Consider the following 20930-nt stretch of genomic DNA (forward strand, 5'->3'; position numbering starts at 1 on the left):
ACTAAGGTGTTGTCGTTGGTGATGAAGTCGCTGCCCGAGGCGCCGGTGTCATCGGTAATGCTGGTGATCGCCACGGTGTTGCCGTCGCCATCTTGGTCAATCTTGGTATCAATCACCACGTCCTGGGTGACGGTTTGCTGTTGCCCGCCAGGTCAGTGACCGTGGCGCTGACAGGGTAAGTGCCATCGGCCAAGTGGTGCCGGTTAAGTCGATGCTCCAGTTACCGCTGGCATCAATCACCAAGCCGTTGGCAGTGGTGTAGACACGCCATTGATGGTGACGGCCAAGGTGCTGTTGTCACCAAATCGACGGTACCGTTGAAATCAGGGTGTTGTCGTTGGTGATGAAGTCGCTGCCGAGGCGCGGTGTCATCGGTAATGCTGGTGATCGCCACGGTGTTGCCGTCGCCATCTTGGTCAATCTTGGTATCAATCACCACGTCTTGGGTGACGGTTTTGCTGTTGCCGCCAGGTCAGTGACCGTGGCGCTGACAGGGTAAGTGCCATCGGCCAAGGTGGTGCCGGTTAAGTCGATGCTCCAGTTACCGCTGGCATCAATCACCAAGCCGTTGGCAGTGGTGTAGACCACGCCATTGATGGTGACGGCCAAGGTGCTGTTGTCACCCAAATCGACCGTGCCGTTGAACACTAAGGTGTTGTCGTTGGTGATGAAGTCGCTGCCCGAGGCGCCGGTGTCATCGGTAATGCTGGTGATCGCCACGGTGTTGCCGTCGCCATCTTGGTCAATCTTGGTATCAATCACCACGTCCTGGGTGACGGTTTTGCTGTTGCCCCGCCAGGTCAGTGACCGTGGCGCTGACAGGGTAAGTGCCATCGGCCAAGGTGGTGCCGGTTAAGTCGATGCTCCAGTTACCGCTGGCATCAATCACCAAGCCGTTGGCGGTGGTGTAGACCACGCCATTGATGGTGACGGCCAAGGTGCTGTTGTCACCTAAATCGACGGTACCGTTGAAGACTAAGGTGTTGTCATTGGTGATGAAGTCGCTGCCCGAGGCGCCGGTGTCATCGGTAATGCTGGTGATCGCCACGGTGTTGCCGTCGCCATCTTGGTCAATCTTGGTATCAATCACCACGTCCTGGGTAACGGTTTTGCTGTTGCCGGCCAGGTCAGTGACCGTGGCGCTGACAGGGTAAGTGCCATCGGCCAAGGTGGTGCCGGTTAAGTCGATGCTCCAGTTACCGCTGGCATCAATCACCAAGCCGTTGGCAGTGGTGTAGACCACGCCATTGATGGTGACGGCCAAGGTGCTGTTGTCACCTAAATCGACGGTACCGTTGAAAATCAGGGTGTTGTCATTGGTGATGAAGTCGCTGCCCGAGGCGCCGGTGTCATCGGTAATGCTGGTGATCGCCACGGTGTTGCCGTCGCCATCTTGGTCAATCTTGGTATCAATCACCACGTCTTGGGTGACGGTTTTGCTGTTGCCCGCCAGGTCAGTGACCGTGGCGCTGACAGGGTAAGTGCCATCGGCCAAGGTGGTGCCGGTTAAGTCGATGCTCCAGTTACCGCTGGCATCAATCACCAAGCCGTTGGCAGTGGTGTAGACCACGCCATTGATGGTGACGGCCAAGGTGCTGTTGTCACCCAAATCGACCGTGCCGTTGAACACTAAGGTGTTGTCGTTGGTGATGAAGTCGCTGCCGGAGGCACCGGTGTCATCGGTAATGCTGGTGATCGCCACGGTGTTGCCGTCGCCATCTTGGTCAATCTTGGTATCAATCACCACGTCCTGGGTGACGGTTTTGCTGTTGCCCGCCAAGTCAGTGACGGTGGCGCTGACAGGGTAAGTGCCATCGGCCAAGGTGGTGCCGGTTAAGTCGATGCTCCAGTTACCGCTGGCATCAATCACCAAGCCGTTGGCAGTGGTGTAGACCACGCCATTGATGGTGACGGCCAAGGTGCTGTTGTCACCTAAATCGACGGTACCGTTGAAAATCAGGGTGTTGTCGTTGGTGATGAAGTCGCTGCCCGAGGCGCCGGTGTCATCGGTAATGCTGGTGATCGCCACGGTGTTGCCGTCGCCATCTTGGTCAATCTTGGTATCAATCACCACGTCCTGGGTGACGGTTTTGCTGTTGCCGGCTAGGTCGGTGACCGTGGCGCTGACAGGGTAAGTGCCATCGGCCAAGGTGGTGCCGGTTAAGTCGATGCTCCAGTTACCGCTGGCATCAATCACCAAGCCGTTGGCGGTGGTGTAGACCACGCCATTGATGGTGACGGCCAAGGTGCTGTTGTCACCTAAATCGACGGTACCGTTGAAGACTAAGGTGTTGTCATTGGTGATGAAGTCGCTGCCCGAGGCGCCGGTGTCATCGGTAATGCTGGTGATCGCCACGGTGTTGCCGTCGCCATCTTGGTCAATCTTGGTATCAATCACCACGTCCTGGGTGACGGTTTTGCTGTTGCCCGCCAGGTCAGTGACCGTGGCGCTGACAGGGTAAGTGCCATCGGCCAAGGTGGTGCCGGTTAAGTCGATGCTCCAGTTACCGCTGGCATCAATCACCAAGCCGTTGGCAGTGGTGTAGACCACGCCATTGATGGTGACGGCCAAGGTGCTGTTGTCACCTAAATCGACGGTACCGTTGAAAATCAGGGTGTTGTCGTTGGTGATGAAGTCGCTGCCCGAGGCGCCGGTGTCATCGGTAATGCTGGTGATCGCCACGGTGTTGCCGTCGCCATCTTGGTCAATCTTGGTATCAATCACCACGTCCTGGGTGACGGTTTTGCTGTTGCCGGCTAGGTCGGTGACCGTGGCGCTGACAGGGTAAGTGCCATCGGCCAAGGTGGTGCCGGTTAAGTCGATGCTCCAGTTACCGCTGGCATCAATCACCAAGCCGTTGGCGGTGGTGTAGACCACGCCATTGATGGTGACGGCCAAGGTGCTGTTGTCACCTAAATCGACGGTACCGTTGAAGACTAAGGTGTTGTCATTGGTGATGAAGTCGCTGCCCGAGGCGCCGGTGTCATCGGTAATGCTGGTGATCGCCACGGTGTTGCCGTCGCCATCTTGGTCAATCTTGGTATCAATCACCACGTCCTGGGTGACGGTCTTGCTGTTGCCCGCCAGGTCAGTGACGGTGGCGCTGACAGGGTAAGTGCCATCGGCCAAGGTGGTGCCGGTTAAGTCGATGCTCCAGTTACCGCTGGCATCAATCACCAAGCCGTTGGCAGTGGTGTAGATCACGCCATTGATGGTGACGGCCAAGGTGCTGTTGTCACCCAAATCGACGGTACCGTTGAAAATCAGGGTGTTGTCGTTGGTGATGAAGTCGCTGCCCGAGGCGCCGGTGTCATCGGTAATGCTGGTGATCGCCACGGTGTTGCCGTCGCCATCTTGGTCAATCTTGGTATCAATCACCACGTCTTGGGTGACGGTTTTGCTGTTGCCCGCCAGGTCAGTGACCGTGGCGCTGACAGGGTAAGTGCCATCGGCCAAGGTGGTGCCGGTTAAGTCGATGCTCCAGTTACCGCTGGCATCAATCACCAAGCCGTTGGCAGTGGTGTAGACCACGCCATTGATGGTGACGGCCAAGGTGCTGTTGTCACCCAAATCGACGGTACCGTTGAACACTAAGGTGTTGTCATTGGTGATGAAGTCGCTGCCCGAGGCGCCGGTGTCATCGGTAATGCTGGTGATCGCCACGGTGTTGCCGTCGCCATCTTGGTCAATCTTGGTATCAATCACCACGTCTTGGGTGACGGTTTTGCTGTTGCCGGCCAGGTCAGTGACGGTGGCGCTGACAGGGTAAGTGCCATCGGCCAAGGTGGTGCCGGTTAAGTCGATGCTCCAGTTACCGCTGGCATCAATCACCAAGCCGTTGGCAGTGGTGTAGACCACGCCATTGATGGTGACGGCCAAGGTGCTGTTGTCACCTAAATCGACGGTACCGTTGAAAATCAGGGTGTTGTCGTTGGTGATGAAGTCGCTGCCCGAGGCGCCGGTGTCATCGGTAATGCTGGTGATCGCCACGGTGTTGCCGTCGCCATCTTGGTCAATCTTGGTATCAATCACCACGTCCTGGGTGACGGTTTTGCTGTTGCCCGCCAGGTCAGTGACCGTGGCGCTGACAGGGTAAGTGCCATCGGCCAAGGTGGTGCCGGTTAAGTCGATGCTCCAGTTACCGCTGGCATCAATCACCAAGCCGTTGGCAGTGGTGTAGACCACGCCATTGATGGTGACGGCCAAGGTGCTGTTGTCACCCAAATCGACCGTGCCGTTGAACACTAAGGTGTTGTCATTGGTGATGAAGTCGCTGCCCGAGGCGCCGGTGTCATCGGTAATGCTGGTGATCGCCACGGTGTTGCCGTCGCCATCTTGGTCAATCTTGGTATCAATCACCACGTCCTGGGTGACGGTTTTGCTGTTGCCGGCTAGGTCGGTGACCGTGGCGCTGACAGGGTAAGTGCCATCGGCCAAGGTGGTGCCGGTTAAGTCGATGCTCCAGTTACCGCTGGCATCAATCACCAAGCCGTTGGCAGTGGTGTAGACCACGCCATTGATGGTGACGGCCAAGGTGCTGTTGTCACCTAAATCGACGGTACCGTTGAAGACTAAGGTGTTGTCATTGGTGATGAAGTCGCTGCCCGAGGCGCCGGTGTCATCGGTAATGCTGGTGATCGCCACGGTGTTGCCGTCGCCATCTTGGTCAATCTTGGTATCAATCACCACGTCTTGGGTGACGGTTTTGCTGTTGCCCGCCAGGTCAGTGACCGTGGCGCTGACAGGGTAAGTGCCATCGGCCAAGGTGGTGCCGGTTAAGTCGATGCTCCAGTTACCGCTGGCATCAATCACCAAGCCGTTGGCAGTGGTGTAGACCACGCCATTGATGGTGACGGCCAAGGTGCTGTTGTCACCCAAATCGACGGTACCGTTGAAGACTAAGGTGTTGTCATTGGTGATGAAGTCGCTGCCCGAGGCGCCGGTGTCATCGGTAATGCTGGTGATCGCCACGGTGTTGCCGTCGCCATCTTGGTCAATCTTGGTATCAATCACCACGTCTTGGGTGACGGTTTTGCTGTTGCCGGCCAGGTCAGTGACGGTGGCGCTGACAGGGTAAGTGCCATCGGCCAAGGTGGTGCCGGTTAAGTCGATGCTCCAGTTACCGCTGGCATCAATCACCAAGCCGTTGGCAGTGGTGTAGACCACGCCATTGATGGTGACGGCCAAGGTGCTGTTGTCACCTAAATCGACGGTACCGTTGAAAATCAGGGTGTTGTCGTTGGTGATGAAGTCGCTGCCCGAGGCGCCGGTGTCATCGGTAATGCTGGTGATCGCCACGGTGTTGCCGTCGCCATCTTGGTCAATCTTGGTATCAATCACCACGTCCTGGGTGACGGTTTTGCTGTTGCCCGCCAGGTCAGTGACCGTGGCGCTGACAGGGTAAGTGCCATCGGCCAAGGTGGTGCCGGTTAAGTCGATGCTCCAGTTACCGCTGGCATCAATCACCAAGCCGTTGGCAGTGGTGTAGACCACGCCATTGATGGTGACGGCCAAGGTGCTGTTGTCACCTAAATCGACGGTACCGTTGAACACTAAGGTGTTGTCATTGGTGATGAAGTCGCTGCCCGAGGCGCCGGTGTCATCGGTAATGCTGGTGATCGCCACGGTGTTGCCGTCGCCATCTTGGTCAATCTTGGTATCAATCACCACGTCCTGGGTGACGGTCTTGCTGTTGCCCGCCAGGTCAGTGACGGTGGCGCTGACAGGGTAAGTGCCATCGGCCAAGGTGGTGCCGGTTAAGTCGATGCTCCAGTTACCGCTGGCATCAATCACCAAGCCGTTGGCAGTGGTGTAGATCACGCCATTGATGGTGACGGCCAAGGTGCTGTTGTCACCCAAATCGACGGTACCGTTGAAAATCAGGGTGTTGTCGTTGGTGATGAAGTCGCTGCCCGAGGCGCCGGTGTCATCGGTAATGCTGGTGATCGCCACGGTGTTGCCGTCGCCATCTTGGTCAATCTTGGTATCAATCACCACGTCTTGGGTGACGGTTTTGCTGTTGCCCGCCAGGTCAGTGACCGTGGCGCTGACAGGGTAAGTGCCATCGGCCAAGGTGGTGCCGGTTAAGTCGATGCTCCAGTTACCGCTGGCATCAATCACCAAGCCGTTGGCAGTGGTGTAGACCACGCCATTGATGGTGACGGCCAAGGTGCTGTTGTCACCCAAATCGACCGTGCCGTTGAACACTAAGGTGTTGTCGTTGGTGATGAAGTCGCTGCCCGAGGCGCCGGTGTCATCGGTAATGCTGGTGATCGCCACGGTGTTGCCGTCGCCATCTTGGTCAATCTTGGTATCAATCACCACGTCCTGGGTGACGGTTTTGCTGTTGCCGGCTAGGTCGGTGACCGTGGCGCTGACAGGGTAAGTGCCATCGGCCAAGGTGGTGCCGGTTAAGTCGATGCTCCAGTTACCGCTGGCATCAATCACCAAGCCGTTGGCGGTGGTGTAGACCACGCCATTGATGGTGACGGCCAAGGTGCTGTTGTCACCTAAATCGACGGTACCGTTGAAGACTAAGGTGTTGTCATTGGTGATGAAGTCGCTGCCCGAGGCGCCGGTGTCATCGGTAATGCTGGTGATCGCCACGGTGTTGCCGTCGCCATCTTGGTCAATCTTGGTATCAATCACCACGTCCTGGGTGACGGTCTTGCTGTTGCCCGCCAGGTCAGTGACGGTGGCGCTGACAGGGTAAGTGCCATCGGCCAAGGTGGTGCCGGTTAAGTCGATGCTCCAGTTACCGCTGGCATCAATCACCAAGCCATTGGCAGTGGTGTAGATCACGCCATTGATGGTGACGGCCAAGGTGCTGTTGTCACCCAAATCGACGGTACCGTTGAAAATCAGGGTGTTGTCGTTGGTGATGAAGTCGCTGCCCGAGGCGCCGGTGTCATCGGTAATGCTGGTGATCGCCACGGTGTTGCCGTCGCCATCTTGGTCAATCTTGGTATCAATCACCACGTCTTGGGTGACGGTTTTGCTGTTGCCCGCCAGGTCAGTGACCGTGGCGCTGACAGGGTAAGTGCCATCGGCCAAGGTGGTGCCGGTTAAGTCGATGCTCCAGTTACCGCTGGCATCAATCACCAAGCCGTTGGCAGTGGTGTAGACCACGCCATTGATGGTGACGGCCAAGGTGCTGTTGTCACCCAAATCGACCGTGCCGTTGAACACTAAGGTGTTGTCGTTGGTGATGAAGTCGCTGCCCGAGGCGCCGGTGTCATCGGTAATGCTGGTGATCGCCACGGTGTTGCCGTCGCCATCTTGGTCAATCTTGGTATCAATCACCACGTCCTGGGTGACGGTTTTGCTGTTGCCCGCCAGGTCAGTGACGGTGGCGCTGACAGGGTAAGTGCCATCGGCCAAGGTGGTGCCGGTTAAGTCGATGCTCCAGTTACCGCTGGCATCAATCACCAAGCCGTTGGCGGTGGTGTAGACCACGCCATTGATGGTGACGGCCAAGGTGCTGTTGTCACCTAAATCGACGGTACCGTTGAAGACTAAGGTGTTGTCATTGGTGATGAAGTCGCTGCCGGAGGCACCGGTGTCATCGGTAATGCTGGTGATCGCCACGGTGTTGCCGTCGCCATCTTGGTCAATCTTGGTATCAATCACCACGTCTTGGGTGACGGTTTTGCTGTTGCCCGCCAGGTCAGTGACCGTGGCGCTGACAGGGTAAGTGCCATCGGCCAAGGTGGTGCCGGTTAAGTCGATGCTCCAGTTACCGCTGGCATCAATCACCAAGCCGTTGGCAGTGGTGTAGACCACGCCATTGATGGTGACGGCCAAGGTGCTGTTGTCACCCAAATCGACGGTACCGTTGAAGACTAAGGTGTTGTCATTGGTGATGAAGTCGCTGCCCGAGGCGCCGGTGTCATCGGTAATGCTGGTGATCGCCACGGTGTTGCCGTCGCCATCTTGGTCAATCTTGGTATCAATCACCACGTCTTGGGTGACGGTTTTGCTGTTGCCGGCCAGGTCAGTGACGGTGGCGCTGACAGGGTAAGTGCCATCGGCCAAGGTGGTGCCGGTTAAGTCGATGCTCCAGTTACCGCTGGCATCAATCACCAAGCCGTTGGCAGTGGTGTAGATCACGCCATTGATGGTGACGGCCAAGGTGCTGTTGTCACCTAAATCGACGGTACCGTTGAAAATCAGGGTGTTGTCGTTGGTGATGAAGTCGCTGCCCGAGGCGCCGGTGTCATCGGTAATGCTGGTGATCGCCACGGTGTTGCCGTCGCCATCTTGGTCAATCTTGGTATCAATCACCACGTCCTGGGTGACGGTTTTGCTGTTGCCCGCCAGGTCAGTGACGGTGGCGCTGACAGGGTAAGTGCCATCGGCCAAGGTGGTGCCGGTTAAGTCGATGCTCCAGTTACCGCTGGCATCAATCACCAAGCCGTTGGCAGTGGTGTAGACCACGCCATTGATGGTGACGGCCAAGGTGCTGTTGTCACCTAAATCGACGGTACCGTTGAAAATCAGGGTGTTGTCGTTGGTGATGAAGTCGCTGCCCGAGGCGCCGGTGTCATCGGTAATGCTGGTGATCGCCACGGTGTTGCCGTCGCCATCTTGGTCAATCTTGGTATCAATCACCACGTCTTGGGTGACGGTTTTGCTGTTGCCCGCCAGGTCAGTGACCGTGGCGCTGACAGGGTAAGTGCCATCGGCCAAGGTGGTGCCGGTTAAGTCGATGCTCCAGTTACCGCTGGCATCAATCACCAAGCCGTTGGCAGTGGTGTAGATCACGCCATTGATGGTGACGGCCAAGGTGCTGTTGTCACCCAAATCGACCGTGCCGTTGAACACTAAGGTGTTGTCGTTGGTGATGAAGTCGCTGCCCGAGGCGCCGGTGTCATCGGTAATGCTGGTGATCGCCACGGTGTTGCCGTCGCCATCTTGGTCAATCTTGGTATCAATCACCACGTCTTGGGTGACGGTTTTGCTGTTGCCCGCCAGGTCAGTGACCGTGGCGCTGACAGGGTAAGTGCCATCGGCCAAGGTGGTGCCGGTTAAGTCGATGCTCCAGTTACCGCTGGCATCAATCACCAAGCCGTTGGCAGTGGTGTAGACCACGCCATTGATGGTGACGGCCAAGGTGCTGTTGTCACCCAAATCGACGGTACCGTTGAAGACTAAGGTGTTGTCATTGGTGATGAAGTCGCTGCCCGAGGCGCCGGTGTCATCGGTAATGCTGGTGATCGCCACGGTGTTGCCGTCGCCATCTTGGTCAATCTTGGTATCAATCACCACGTCTTGGGTGACGGTTTTGCTGTTGCCGGCCAGGTCAGTGACGGTGGCGCTGACAGGGTAAGTGCCATCGGCCAAGGTGGTGCCGGTTAAGTCGATGCTCCAGTTACCGCTGGCATCAATCACCAAGCCGTTGGCAGTGGTGTAGATCACGCCATTGATGGTGACGGCCAAGGTGCTGTTGTCACCTAAATCGACGGTACCGTTGAAAATCAGGGTGTTGTCGTTGGTGATGAAGTCGCTGCCCGAGGCGCCGGTGTCATCGGTAATGCTGGTGATCGCCACGGTGTTGCCGTCGCCATCTTGGTCAATCTTGGTATCAATCACCACGTCCTGGGTGACGGTTTTGCTGTTGCCCGCCAGGTCAGTGACCGTGGCGCTGACAGGGTAAGTGCCATCGGCCAAGGTGGTGCCGGTTAAGTCGATGCTCCAGTTACCGCTGGCATCAATCACCAAGCCGTTGGCAGTGGTGTAGACCACGCCATTGATGGTGACGGCCAAGGTGCTGTTGTCACCTAAATCGACGGTACCGTTGAAAATCAGGGTGTTGTCGTTGGTGATGAAGTCGCTGCCCGAGGCGCCGGTGTCATCGGTAATGCTGGTGATCGCCACGGTGTTGCCGTCGCCATCTTGGTATCAATCACCACGTCTTGGGTGACGGTTTTGCTGTTGCCCGCCAAGTCAGTGACGGTGGCGCTGACAGGGTAAGTGCCATCGGCCAAGGTGGTGCCGGTTAAGTCGATGCTCCAGTTACCGCTGGCATCAATCACCAAGCCGTTGGCAGTGGTGTAGACCACGCCATTGATGGTGACGGCCAAGGTGCTGTTGTCACCCAAATCGACCGTGCCGTTGAACACTAAGGTGTTGTCGTTGGTGATGAAGTCGCTGCCGGAGGCACCGGTGTCATCGGTAATGCTGGTGATCGCCACGGTGTTGCCGTCGCCATCTTGGTCAATCTTGGTATCAATCACCACGTCCTGGGTGACGGTTTTGCTGTTGCCCGCCAGGTCAGTGACCGTGGCGCTGACAGGGTAAGTGCCATCGGCCAAGGTGGTGCCGGTTAAGTCGATGCTCCAGTTACCGCTGGCATCAATCACCAAGCCGTTGGCAGTGGTGTAGACCACGCCATTGATGGTGACGGCCAAGGTGCTGTTGTCACCTAAATCGACGGTACCGTTGAAAATCAGGGTGTTGTCGTTGGTGATGAAGTCGCTGCCCGAGGCGCCGGTGTCATCGGTAATGCTGGTGATCGCCACGGTGTTGCCGTCGCCATCTTGGTCAATCTTGGTATCAATCACCACGTCTTGGGTGACGGTTTTGCTGTTGCCGGCTAGGTCGGTGACCGTGGCGCTGACAGGGTAAGTGCCATCGGCCAAGGTGGTGCCGGTTAAGTCGATGCTCCAGTTACCGCTGGCATCAATCACCAAGCCGTTGGCAGTGGTGTAGACCACGCCATTGATGGTGACGGCCAAGGTGCTGTTGTCACCCAAATCGACCGTGCCGTTGAACACTAAGGTGTTGTCGTTGGTGATGAAGTCGCTGCCCGAGGCGCCGGTGTCATCGGTAATGCTGGTGATCGCCACGGTGTTGCCGTCGCCATCTTGGTCAATCTTGGTATCAATCACCACGTCCTGGGTGACGGTTTTGCTGTTGCCGGCTAGGTCGGTGACCGTGGCGCTGACAGGGTAAGTGCCATCGGCCAAGGTGGTGCCGGTTAAGTCGATGCTCCAGTTACCGCTGGCATCAATCACCAAGCCGTTGGCAGTGGTGTAGACCACGCCATTGATGGTGACGGCCAAGGTGCTGTTGTCACCTAAATCGACGGTACCGTTGAAAATCAGGGTGTTGTCGTTGGTGATGAAGTCGCTGCCCGAGGCGCCGGTGTCATCGGTAATGCTGGTGATCGCCACGGTGTTGCCGTCGCCATCTTGGTCAATCTTGGTATCAATCACCACGTCTTGGGTGACGGTTTTGCTGTTGCCCGCCAGGTCAGTGACCGTGGCGCTGACAGGGTAAGTGCCATCGGCCAAGGTGGTGCCGGTTAAGTCGATGCTCCAGTTACCGCTGGCATCAATCACCAAGCCGTTGGCGGTGGTGTAGACCACGCCATTGATGGTGACGGCCAAGGTGCTGTTGTCACCTAAATCGACGGTACCGTTGAAGACTAAGGTGTTGTCATTGGTGATGAAGTCGCTGCCCGAGGCGCCGGTGTCATCGGTAATGCTGGTGATCGCCACGGTGTTGCCGTCGCCATCTTGGTCAATCTTGGTATCAATCACCACGTCCTGGGTAACGGTTTTGCTGTTGCCGGCCAGGTCAGTGACCGTGGCGCTGACAGGGTAAGTGCCATCGGCCAAGGTGGTGCCGGTTAAGTCGATGCTCCAGTTACCGCTGGCATCAATCACCAAGCCGTTGGCAGTGGTGTAGACCACGCCATTGATGGTGACGGCCAAGGTGCTGTTGTCACCTAAATCGACGGTACCGTTGAAAATCAGGGTGTTGTCATTGGTGATGAAGTCGCTGCCCGAGGCGCCGGTGTCATCGGTAATGCTGGTGATCGCCACGGTGTTGCCGTCGCCATCTTGGTCAATCTTGGTATCAATCACCACGTCTTGGGTGACGGTTTTGCTGTTGCCCGCCAGGTCAGTGACCGTGGCGCTGACAGGGTAAGTGCCATCGGCCAAGGTGGTGCCGGTTAAGTCGATGCTCCAGTTACCGCTGGCATCAATCACCAAGCCGTTGGCAGTGGTGTAGACCACGCCATTGATGGTGACGGCCAAGGTGCTGTTGTCACCCAAATCGACCGTGCCGTTGAACACTAAGGTGTTGTCGTTGGTGATGAAGTCGCTGCCGGAGGCACCGGTGTCATCGGTAATGCTGGTGATCGCCACGGTGTTGCCGTCGCCATCTTGGTCAATCTTGGTATCAATCACCACGTCCTGGGTGACGGTTTTGCTGTTGCCCGCCAGGTCAGTGACCGTGGCGCTGACAGGGTAAGTGCCATCGGCCAAGGTGGTGCCGGTTAAGTCGATGCTCCAGTTACCGCTGGCATCAATCACCAAGCCGTTGGCAGTGGTGTAGACCACGCCATTGATGGTGACGGCCAAGGTGCTGTTGTCACCTAAATCGACGGTACCGTTGAAAATCAGGGTGTTGTCGTTGGTGATGAAGTCGCTGCCCGAGGCGCCGGTGTCATCGGTAATGCTGGTGATCGCCACGGTGTTGCCGTCGCCATCTTGGTCAATCTTGGTATCAATCACCACGTCCTGGGTGACGGTTTTGCTGTTGCCGGCTAGGTCGGTGACCGTGGCGCTGACAGGGTAAGTGCCATCGGCCAAGGTGGTGCCGGTTAAGTCGATGCTCCAGTTACCGCTGGCATCAATCACCAAGCCGTTGGCGGTGGTGTAGACCACGCCATTGATGGTGACGGCCAAGGTGCTGTTGTCACCTAAATCGACGGTACCGTTGAAAATCAGGGTGTTGTCGTTGGTGATGAAGTCGCTGCCCGAGGCGCCGGTGTCATCGGTAATGCTGGTGATCGCCACGGTGTTGCCGTCGCCATCTTGGTCAATCTTGGTATCAATCACCACGTCCTGGGTGACGGTTTTGCTGTTGCCCGCCAGGTCAGTGACCGTGGCGCTGACAGGGTAAGTGCCATCGGCCAAGGTGGTGCCGGTTAAGTCGATGCTCCAGTTACCGCTGGCATCAATCACCAAGCCGTTGGCGGTGGTGTAGACCACGCCATTGATGGTGACGGCCAAGGTGCTGTTGTCACCTAAATCGACGGTACCGTTGAAGACTAAGGTGTTGTCATTGGTGATGAAGTCGCTGCCGGAGGCACCGGTGTCATCGGTAATGCTGGTGATCGCCACGGTGTTGCCGTCGCCATCTTGGTCAATCTTGGTATCAATCACCACGTCCTGGGTGACGGTTTTGCTGTTGCCCGCCAGGTCAGTGACCGTGGCGCTGACAGGGTAAGTGCCATCGGCCAAGGTGGTGCCGGTTAAGTCGATGCTCCAGTTACCGCTGGCATCAATCACCAAGCCGTTGGCAGTGGTGTAGACCACGCCATTGATGGTGACGGCCAAGGTGCTGTTGTCACCTAAATCGACGGTACCGTTGAAAATCAGGGTGTTGTCGTTGGTGATGAAGTCGCTGCCCGAGGCGCCGGTGTCATCGGTAATGCTGGTGATCGCCACGGTGTTGCCGTCGCCATCTTGGTCAATCTTGGTATCAATCACCACGTCTTGGGTGACGGTTTTGCTGTTGCCCGCCAGGTCAGTGACCGTGGCGCTGACAGGGTAAGTGCCATCGGCCAAGGTGGTGCCGGTTAAGTCGATGCTCCAGTTACCGCTGGCATCAATCACCAAGCCGTTGGCAGTGGTGTAGACCACGCCATTGATGGTGACGGCCAAGGTGCTGTTGTCACCCAAATCGACCGTGCCGTTGAACACTAAGGTGTTGTCGTTGGTGATGAAGTCGCTGCCCGAGGCGCCGGTGTCATCGGTAATGCTGGTGATCGCCACGGTGTTGCCGTCGCCATCTTGGTCAATTTGGGTGTCTACATTGCCATTATCAGTGGCTTTACCTGTATTACCAGCAGGATCTGTCACTGTTGCTACAGCGGTATAATCACCTTCAGCCAGAGGGGTTGTGACGTCCACTGCGTAGGTGCCATCTTCATTAACAGTCGTTGTTAATGTCTGTTCTGCACCTGTGCTATCTGTGACAACAATCGTAATTGTGCTACCTGGCGTTGCATCTGACGAACCAGTAATAGTAGGGGTGGTATCTTGTGTATTATCGGGTGCATCAACAGTGATGTTAGGTGCTGTGATATCCACGTTACCGTCATCTGTGGCTGTGCCGGTATTACCTGCAGGATCTGTAACTGTCGCTGTTGCTGTAATAGAGCCTTCGGCGACAGGATTGGTAACATCCACAGTATAAGTACCGTCAGGGTTAACCGTGGTGGTTAGCGTCTGCTCAGTACCTGTGCTGTCGGTGACAACAATTGTTATGGTGCTACCTGGAGGGGCATCTGTAGTGCCCGTGATTGTCGGGGTTGTGTCATTGGTTGCATCGGGAACATCGACGGTAATATTTGGTGCTGTGTTATCAACATTACCATTATCAGTAGCTTCACCTGTATTACCAGCTGGATCTGTCACTGTTGCTACAGCGGTATAGCCGCCTTCAGCGAGTGGGGTAGTGACATCTACGGAATAGGTGCCATCAGGGTTTACTGTTGTGGTGAGAGTCTGCTCTGCACCTGTGCTATCGGTCACTACAATCGTAATAGTGCTACCTGGCGGTGCATCAGTCGAACCTGTGATCGTTGGTGTTGTATCTTGGGTATCATCAGGTGCATCAACAGTAATTGTTGGCGCAGTTGTATCGAGTAATGCTGAATCACTGCCTTCTGGAGATGTGTTACCGGCACTGTCTGTGATAGTCGCTACAACTGTAATCGTTTCGCCTTCACCGGGGGCTGGAAGGTTGAGATTCACAAAGCCATTGTTGATATCTTCCTGAGTCAGTGTGTAGTCAACACCATTAACAGTCAGCGTATCGCCAACATTTGCACCTGTGCCATCTAAGCCAATAGTGACATTGACTTCAGTATTGCCAGCTAGCTCTTCGTTACTGATAAAACCATCATTGTTTGTATCTGTATTGATAGTGACACTAGGTCCCCCATCGGCGACTGGTGTGATATTGATGGTTAATATTGCTGAAGAGCCAGTATTGGTTGTGTAAGTAATGGTGGGTACTTGGCCATTCCAGTTTTCATTTGGCGTGAAGGTATATGAGCCATCGGCGTTCAAGATTAAAGTGCCGCCTTCGAGCGTGACTTCGGTACCTGCTACGTAGGTCGTACCGCCGACTTCAAAACTCACAACACTTAAGGTTGAGTCCACATCGCTGTCATTATCAAGTACGTTGCCTGTAGCAGCTGTATCTTCATCTACCGTATTTGAATCGTTGACCAGAACAGATGCATCATCTACAGGCGATATATTGATGGTTAAGGTCGCGCTTGCACCCGTGTTGGTGGTGTAAGTAATAACAGGAACTTGGCCATTCCAGTTTTCATTGGGCGTAAAGGTATATGAGCCATCGGCGTTCAAGATTAAAGTGCCGCCTTCGAGCGTGACTTCAGTTCCTGCTGTATAAGTGGTACCGCCGACTTCGAAACTCACAACACTTAAGGTTGAGTCCACATCACTGTCATTATCAAGTACGTTGCCTGTAGCAGCTGTATCTTCATCGACTGTATTTGAATCGTTGGCCAGAACAGATGGATCATCTATAGGCGAGATATTAATGGTAAGAGTTGCGCTTGCACCCGTGTTAGTGGTGTAAGTAATAACAGGAACTTGGCCATTCCAGTTTTCATTGGGTGTAAAGGTATATGAGCCATCGGCGTTTAACACTAAAGTGCCGCCTTCAAGCGTGACTTCGGTACCTGCTGCGTAAGTGGTACCGCCGACTTCGAAACTCACAACACTTAAGCTTGAGTCTACATCGCTGTCATTATCGAGCACATTGCCAGTGGCAATGTTATCTTCATCGGTCGTATTGCTGTCATTGGCGAGTGCCGAAGGAGAATCTGCAGCAATGGTCAGTTGTGGATCATTGACCGTTGTGCCTGTCAGTGCTTGACCAGTGGTTGAGTATCCTGATGTGGCTAAGACTTCACTACCACTGCGAGCGAGAGTGACATAGCCAGAGTTACCGTCACGGCCTGGAGTGTTCCCTGCTGCGGTTTCTGGAAGGTTCTGAGTTGGGTCTTCACCAGAGGCAATTAGATCTTGTAATGCTTGGATTTCATCTAAGGCAGCCGCGTCAGTGGCGTTGGTGGCTACTGCTGATTCGTTGGGAGCAACTTCGTTCGATAGCTTAGTGCCATCGTCGAAGGTGATCTCATAGGTCGCGTTTTCGTCAATATGGAGCACAGCACCTTTTGGGAGTTGTTCGCCATCCTTAGCGGGTTGATTTGAACCATCAACTTCGACATTGATTTGCCCTTTTACTAACTTAAGCAAACCTTTCTTTGATGTAATTACCGATCCCATAGTGAGCTCCCAACAGCCAAAGTGTGTTAATTCCACAGACGCACAAATCCAACATATGTGCTGGGTTGTGATACAAGTGGTCGAATTTTAGCTAACAAAGTGTCACAAGTCAATTTTTTGACACATCTGTATTGCTTGTTCTGACTGGGGTTTGCGAGATGTTGGATATAAAAAAGACAGGATTCAGATGTGTAACTAGATGTAGTAGATATATTTATAAAAAGGGCTGCATTTAGTATTTTTCAACTTCGTAGTTAAGTATATTTATAACAAATTAATTAGGATTGGAAGGTTAATTTTTTATGAAAACGACACAAACCGACCTAGTGAGTCTCGTTTTTGAGTTCGAATGAAGCAAGAACCTTCGTGAGTGGTAAACGCCGTGTGCAAATCACGGCGTCATCTTTATTGATGTCGTAGAGCTACAGGTTAACTGCCTGACGGTAGCTTTGATTGGCGTTACCTTGTTCGCCTAACTGTTCTTGAATGCGAGCGAGCGCCAGCCATGAGGCTTTTGTTGGTTCGAGTCGGCAAACATTCTGCAAGCAGCTTCTGGCTTCTTTCATATCCCGCGTTTGCTGATAAAGCTTAGCCAAACACATCTGGTAGTCCGCATTATTCTCATGGGTGACTTCATGCTTGAGTAACTGTTTACGGATCTCTGTGTCTTGGGCTGTCGCGATTTCAGGAATTGCATGTAAAAGTGCTGACTCGGGAGAGGTTCGTAACTTTTTCGCGATTAGTTTCAGCGCTTGGTCTTTGCGATTAAAGCGGCATAAACCCATGGCATAAATCGCCAGAAAATCAGACTGATTGCGTTCACTGCGGGATAACCACTGCCAGCATTGCTCTAAGGCTTCTTCACCTTTGATGGCTGCGGCTTTGAGTAACGCGCAATTAGTGGCGATATTGAGCTCATTCAGCTGAGCATCATCGAGGATCTGACGCTTCTTCAAAATAGGCATTAACAGCTTGAGCGCATCCCAATCCTCTTGGGTTCGGTATAACTCAAGGGCGAGTTTGAGTACTGGCGCTTTACTCTTGCTCGTCGGTGCTAATTTATCCAGCTCGGCGCGGGCTAAAGTTAACTCTCCTTGTTTTAACAGATATCGAGTGCGAGTGGTTGCTACGGCATTCGCGGCAAGAGGTTGCGCTGCAGCGCGATCAAGATATTGATCTCGCTCGGCTATTTTTTGTTGATACTGAGCGGCACGGGCCGCTGCAAGTAAATTAAGTGCTGGGAGCTCACCGTTGTCAGCACCTTTTATCATGGCGCGTTCAGCTGCTGGCCAATCTTCTTCAGCCAGAGCCAGTGCACCCATTAAGGTATGTTTTTTAGCCGAGCGGCGGCGCCAGTGATGGGGAATAAAACGACTGCGCAGCATCAGATTGATGGCGCTAATCACTAGCCATTCGAGTACTTGGAATACGGCATAAAATACAATTAACGCAATGATCCCAAAGACTAAGCTGGTCTCAATCTGGTAGTCACCGGCAGCGATATAGACATAACCTGTATTACCAACCAACCAAGGGCTGATACAGAGCCCTATTAGCACTATCCCTAAGAAAATTAATATTTTGATCATAGTGGCACATCCTCTGATGAGGTCAGCTCGCCATAACTAGTCAGCTGTAATAACAGAGGTTTAGCCGCAAAGGATTTCAGGGTAATAGGATCAAGTTCTAAGGTTGCTAATTTATCGATTTCGGCGATGGCCTCAGCTGTCTTGTGATCTTGCGTATCAAAATAGGTTTGGAGCCATTTGCGCGCCATCATCAATGATTGGTGATAAGCCGCTCTGTCATAGCGATATAACGCAAGTTGCGATTGCAGCAGTTTATGGCGAATGTTCTCCACCAGATACCATTGCTGTTCTGGTGCGAGTAAAGCGGGCGCATCGGCGGTTTTGTGGCGTATGGTAATAAAGTCTTGGGTTAACGCTTTCCACGTTTTGCCCAGATTGCTCTGCCAATCATTCAAATCCCCAGTAATCGTCGTATCTTCTGGGGCATCAGTTTCTGCATCGGTGCGATTCAGCGGCAGTTTATCGAGTTGTTCAATTAAGGCATCGAGCGCCAATACATTGCCATCAATATCTGTGGTTTTAATGCTGGCCGTGGCGGCGATGTCTTTTGCTAATGCCTTACGAATAGGCAGTAACGCCGGATTGTTCATGGCGGCGATGGTTTCATCCGCCGACTTTAATAGATCGGTGGCGGTGCGGGGATCTTTCTCTAACCAAAGTTTACGGCCCGCCATATTCACTAGATATTCGGCTTCAGAGGCCATCCAATGCGTTGGGCTGCGCTGGGCCAGTTTATTGACCCTGTCCTGCAGTTGATTTTGGTCTGCTGCCAATTTTGTTAATTCTTGGTAAGTCTTAGCATCATTCAGTTGTTGCTGTTCAAGCTGGCCAATACGTTGATTTGGCTGCAACAGCGCTTGCTGTAATTGGTCCTGCAGGGCGATATTTTTCGCATCCTGCGCCAGTAGTTGCTGTTGCATTTGTTGGTACAGCATAAAACCGCCGCCAAGGGTGCAAGCGGTTAAACCCAGCGCTAATAAAACCCCAAAGCGAATCGCCCACGAGCTTCTACTGGATGCTGGCGTTTGGCTCGGCGCGGTTGAAGGGGTGGCTTTGGCTGTTTGGGATTCGGTGGATGACGCTGATGTTGCGGGCGTATCATCGGTTGTTTCCGGTGACACAATAATAGCGGTAGCCTCTGATTCTGGGCTCTTTGCGTCGTGCTTGTTGTTATCCATTTAACAGTCCTTGAAAACATGCTACTGCCGAAATTCGAGTAAAATCGGGCTAAATAGCGCTTAGAGTTTAAGGGCGTTTAGCACGGCTTTGCTGTTGGCGGCATTGGCATTGGTGACTTGGGTCATACCAAAGGCGTGAGCTTGAGCTTCTACTCGGTTACTTGGGACTATGATATGACATGAGCGCAGCCATGCAAATAACTCTTTTGGCACTAAATTAATCAGGTTATCCAGTACTTCACCGCTGGTCACCACAATCGTGTCTATCCCGAAGGCTTGCCATTGCAGAGCTAACTGTTGACCATCGAGTGGCGGGCAAGCTCGTTGATACACTTCCCAATAGCGCAAATGTGCACCGCGCGCAGCCAGTTGTTCTGCTAAGGCTTCGCGGCCACCGACACCACGTATAATAGTAATCTGCTTACCTTTAATCTCTTGCAGCGGCGCGAGAGTGAGCAGCCCTTCGGTTTGCTGGCAATCATCAGGGGCTTCGAGGGCCGAAATGCCAAGTTGGTCTAATGCGTCCCAAGTCGCATGCCCTACCGCGAAGTATTGAGCTGGAGGCCAAGCTTTATGGGGTGGATTTGTAGTAGTTAAGGCGTTATCCGCAAAAGTCACTGCATTGGCGCTGATGCAGATAATCATATCGGCGTGTGCCAAAGGATGCGGGGTATTCGTTGCGATAGCGGGCGTTGCTTCGACACACAGCAGAGGTGTGACCCAGTGGGCAATACCTCGTTCATTCAAGGCATCGACCATGGACTGATTGCGCCCCTCGGGGCGCGTCAGTAAGACTTTCATTGACTTAGGCTTTAGCGTAAACGGCGTCGAGAATGGTTTTGGCACCTTTGCTGAGTAACTCTTCAGCAAGGGCAACCCCTAATTGCGTGGCTTCGGTTTTTGGACCTGTGATCACGCCTTCGATGATTTCACTGCCATCTGGGTTACCGACTAGGCCGCGTAGCGTCATCTCGTCACCATCGATTTCAGCAAATGCGCCAATCGGCACTTGGCATCCACCTTCAAGGCGAGTGTTCATCGCGCGCTCGGCAAGAACACGGTAGCGAGTTTCTAAATGCTCTAATGGCGCCAGTAGCGCTTTAACACGTTCGTCGTTGATGCGACATTCGATACCCACAGCGCCTTGGCCGTTGGCGGGTAAGGATTCTTCTGCAGAAATAAAGCTGGCAATACGCTCAGACAATTTCAGACGGATTAAGCCAGCAGCGGCAAGAATAATGGCATCGTATTCGCCGTTATCAAGCTTAGCTAAACGAGTTCCAACGTTACCGCGTAAATCTTTGATGATGAGGTCGGGACGTGATGCACGTATCTGACATTGACGACGTAGGCTCGAGGTGCCCACAGTTGCGCCTAATGGTAATTCGCTGATCGATTTATATAAATTCGATACAAAGGCATCGCGGGGATCTTCGCGCTCGCAAATCACTTCAAGGCCTAAGCCTTCAGGGAAGTCGACTGGCACGTCTTTCATTGAGTGCACTGCGATATCGGCAAGATCGTCTAACATAGCGACTTCAAGCTCTTTGACGAACAAACCTTTACCGCCCACTTTGGCTAGCGGCGTATCTAAGATAACGTCGCCTTTAGTGCTCATTGGCAGCAATTCCACCACAATACCTGGGTGAATGCGTTCTAATTCGGCTTTAACAAATTCAGCTTGCCACATGGCCAGCGGACTCTTGCGGGTTGCGATACGTATGCGGTTCTCAGACATGCCTAGTTTCCATCAAAGATCTTAGTTGCGCCAATGCTAACATTGGCAAATCGTTTATGTAAGGAAGCCGTATCGATTCTT

General features: G+C 54.0%; 9 protein-coding genes and 1 pseudogene. All 10 read right to left on the reverse strand.

Going from position 1 to position 20930, the window contains the following annotated elements; genetic code table 11:
- Positions 1-108: 108 nt before the first annotated feature.
- Positions 109-240, reverse strand: a complete 132-nt coding sequence (locus DYH48_RS23850) for a hypothetical protein (protein ID WP_256613010.1) — start codon at positions 238-240, stop codon at positions 109-111.
- Complete coding sequence (locus DYH48_RS00070) at positions 233-436, reverse strand: hypothetical protein (protein WP_147287756.1); 204 nt, start codon at positions 434-436, stop codon at positions 233-235. Before DYH48_RS00070 ends, DYH48_RS23850 begins: the two co-directional genes overlap by 8 nt.
- The gene (locus DYH48_RS00075) at positions 433-762 is read right to left on the reverse strand and encodes an Ig-like domain-containing protein (protein WP_115333716.1); all 330 of its coding nucleotides are present in this window, start codon (positions 760-762) and stop codon (positions 433-435) included. Before DYH48_RS00075 ends, DYH48_RS00070 begins: the two co-directional genes overlap by 4 nt.
- Positions 755-1630: an Ig-like domain-containing protein gene (locus DYH48_RS24165; RefSeq protein ID WP_440591197.1), complete on the reverse strand. Its 876-nt coding sequence runs from the start codon at positions 1628-1630 to the stop codon at positions 755-757. The genes DYH48_RS00075 and DYH48_RS24165 overlap by 8 nt, the downstream gene beginning before the upstream one ends.
- 30 nt (positions 1631-1660) lie before the next feature.
- A pseudogene (locus tag DYH48_RS23855) lies at positions 1661-9877 on the reverse strand (Ig-like domain-containing protein); the annotation flags it as partial.
- Positions 9805-16344 carry a retention module-containing protein gene (locus tag DYH48_RS23860; protein WP_172481124.1) on the reverse strand — a complete coding sequence of 2180 codons (6540 nt, stop codon included), beginning with the start codon at positions 16342-16344 and terminating at the stop codon, positions 9805-9807. The pseudogene DYH48_RS23855 and the gene DYH48_RS23860, both read right to left, overlap by 73 nt.
- Before the next feature lie 422 nt (positions 16345-16766).
- Positions 16767-17933 (reverse strand): heme biosynthesis HemY N-terminal domain-containing protein, encoded by a 1167-nt coding sequence (locus DYH48_RS00085; RefSeq protein WP_115333717.1) that lies wholly within the window; start codon positions 17931-17933, stop codon positions 16767-16769.
- Positions 17930-19111, reverse strand: a complete 1182-nt coding sequence (locus DYH48_RS00090; RefSeq protein WP_115333718.1) for a uroporphyrinogen-III C-methyltransferase — start codon at positions 19109-19111, stop codon at positions 17930-17932. Before DYH48_RS00090 ends, DYH48_RS00085 begins: the two co-directional genes overlap by 4 nt.
- 60 nt (positions 19112-19171) lie before the next feature.
- Entirely contained in the window at positions 19172-19912 is a 741-nt protein-coding gene (locus DYH48_RS00095) for a uroporphyrinogen-III synthase (RefSeq protein WP_012090409.1), read from the reverse strand.
- Positions 19913-19916: 4 nt separating this feature from the next.
- Positions 19917-20849 (reverse strand): hydroxymethylbilane synthase, encoded by a 933-nt coding sequence (hemC, locus tag DYH48_RS00100; protein WP_011848051.1) that lies wholly within the window; start codon positions 20847-20849, stop codon positions 19917-19919.
- Positions 20850-20930: the final 81 nt, after the last annotated feature.

The organism is Shewanella baltica (assembly GCF_900456975.1).
Taxonomy (GTDB): Bacteria; Pseudomonadota; Gammaproteobacteria; order Enterobacterales; family Shewanellaceae; genus Shewanella; species Shewanella baltica.

What these genes read in the sequence shown, in the direction of transcription:
- DYH48_RS23860 (WP_172481124.1), bottom strand. Translation starts at nt 16,344, where the DNA reads ATGGGATCGGTAATTACATCAAAGAAAGGTTTGCTTAAGTTAGTAAAA.
- DYH48_RS00085 (WP_115333717.1), bottom strand. Translation starts at nt 17,933, where the DNA reads ATGATCAAAATATTAATTTTCTTAGGGATAGTGCTAATAGGGCTCTGT.
- DYH48_RS00090 (WP_115333718.1), bottom strand. Translation starts at nt 19,111, where the DNA reads ATGGATAACAACAAGCACGACGCAAAGAGCCCAGAATCAGAGGCTACC.
- DYH48_RS00095 (WP_012090409.1), bottom strand. Translation starts at nt 19,912, where the DNA reads ATGAAAGTCTTACTGACGCGCCCCGAGGGGCGCAATCAGTCCATGGTC.
- hemC (WP_011848051.1), bottom strand. Translation starts at nt 20,849, where the DNA reads ATGTCTGAGAACCGCATACGTATCGCAACCCGCAAGAGTCCGCTGGCC.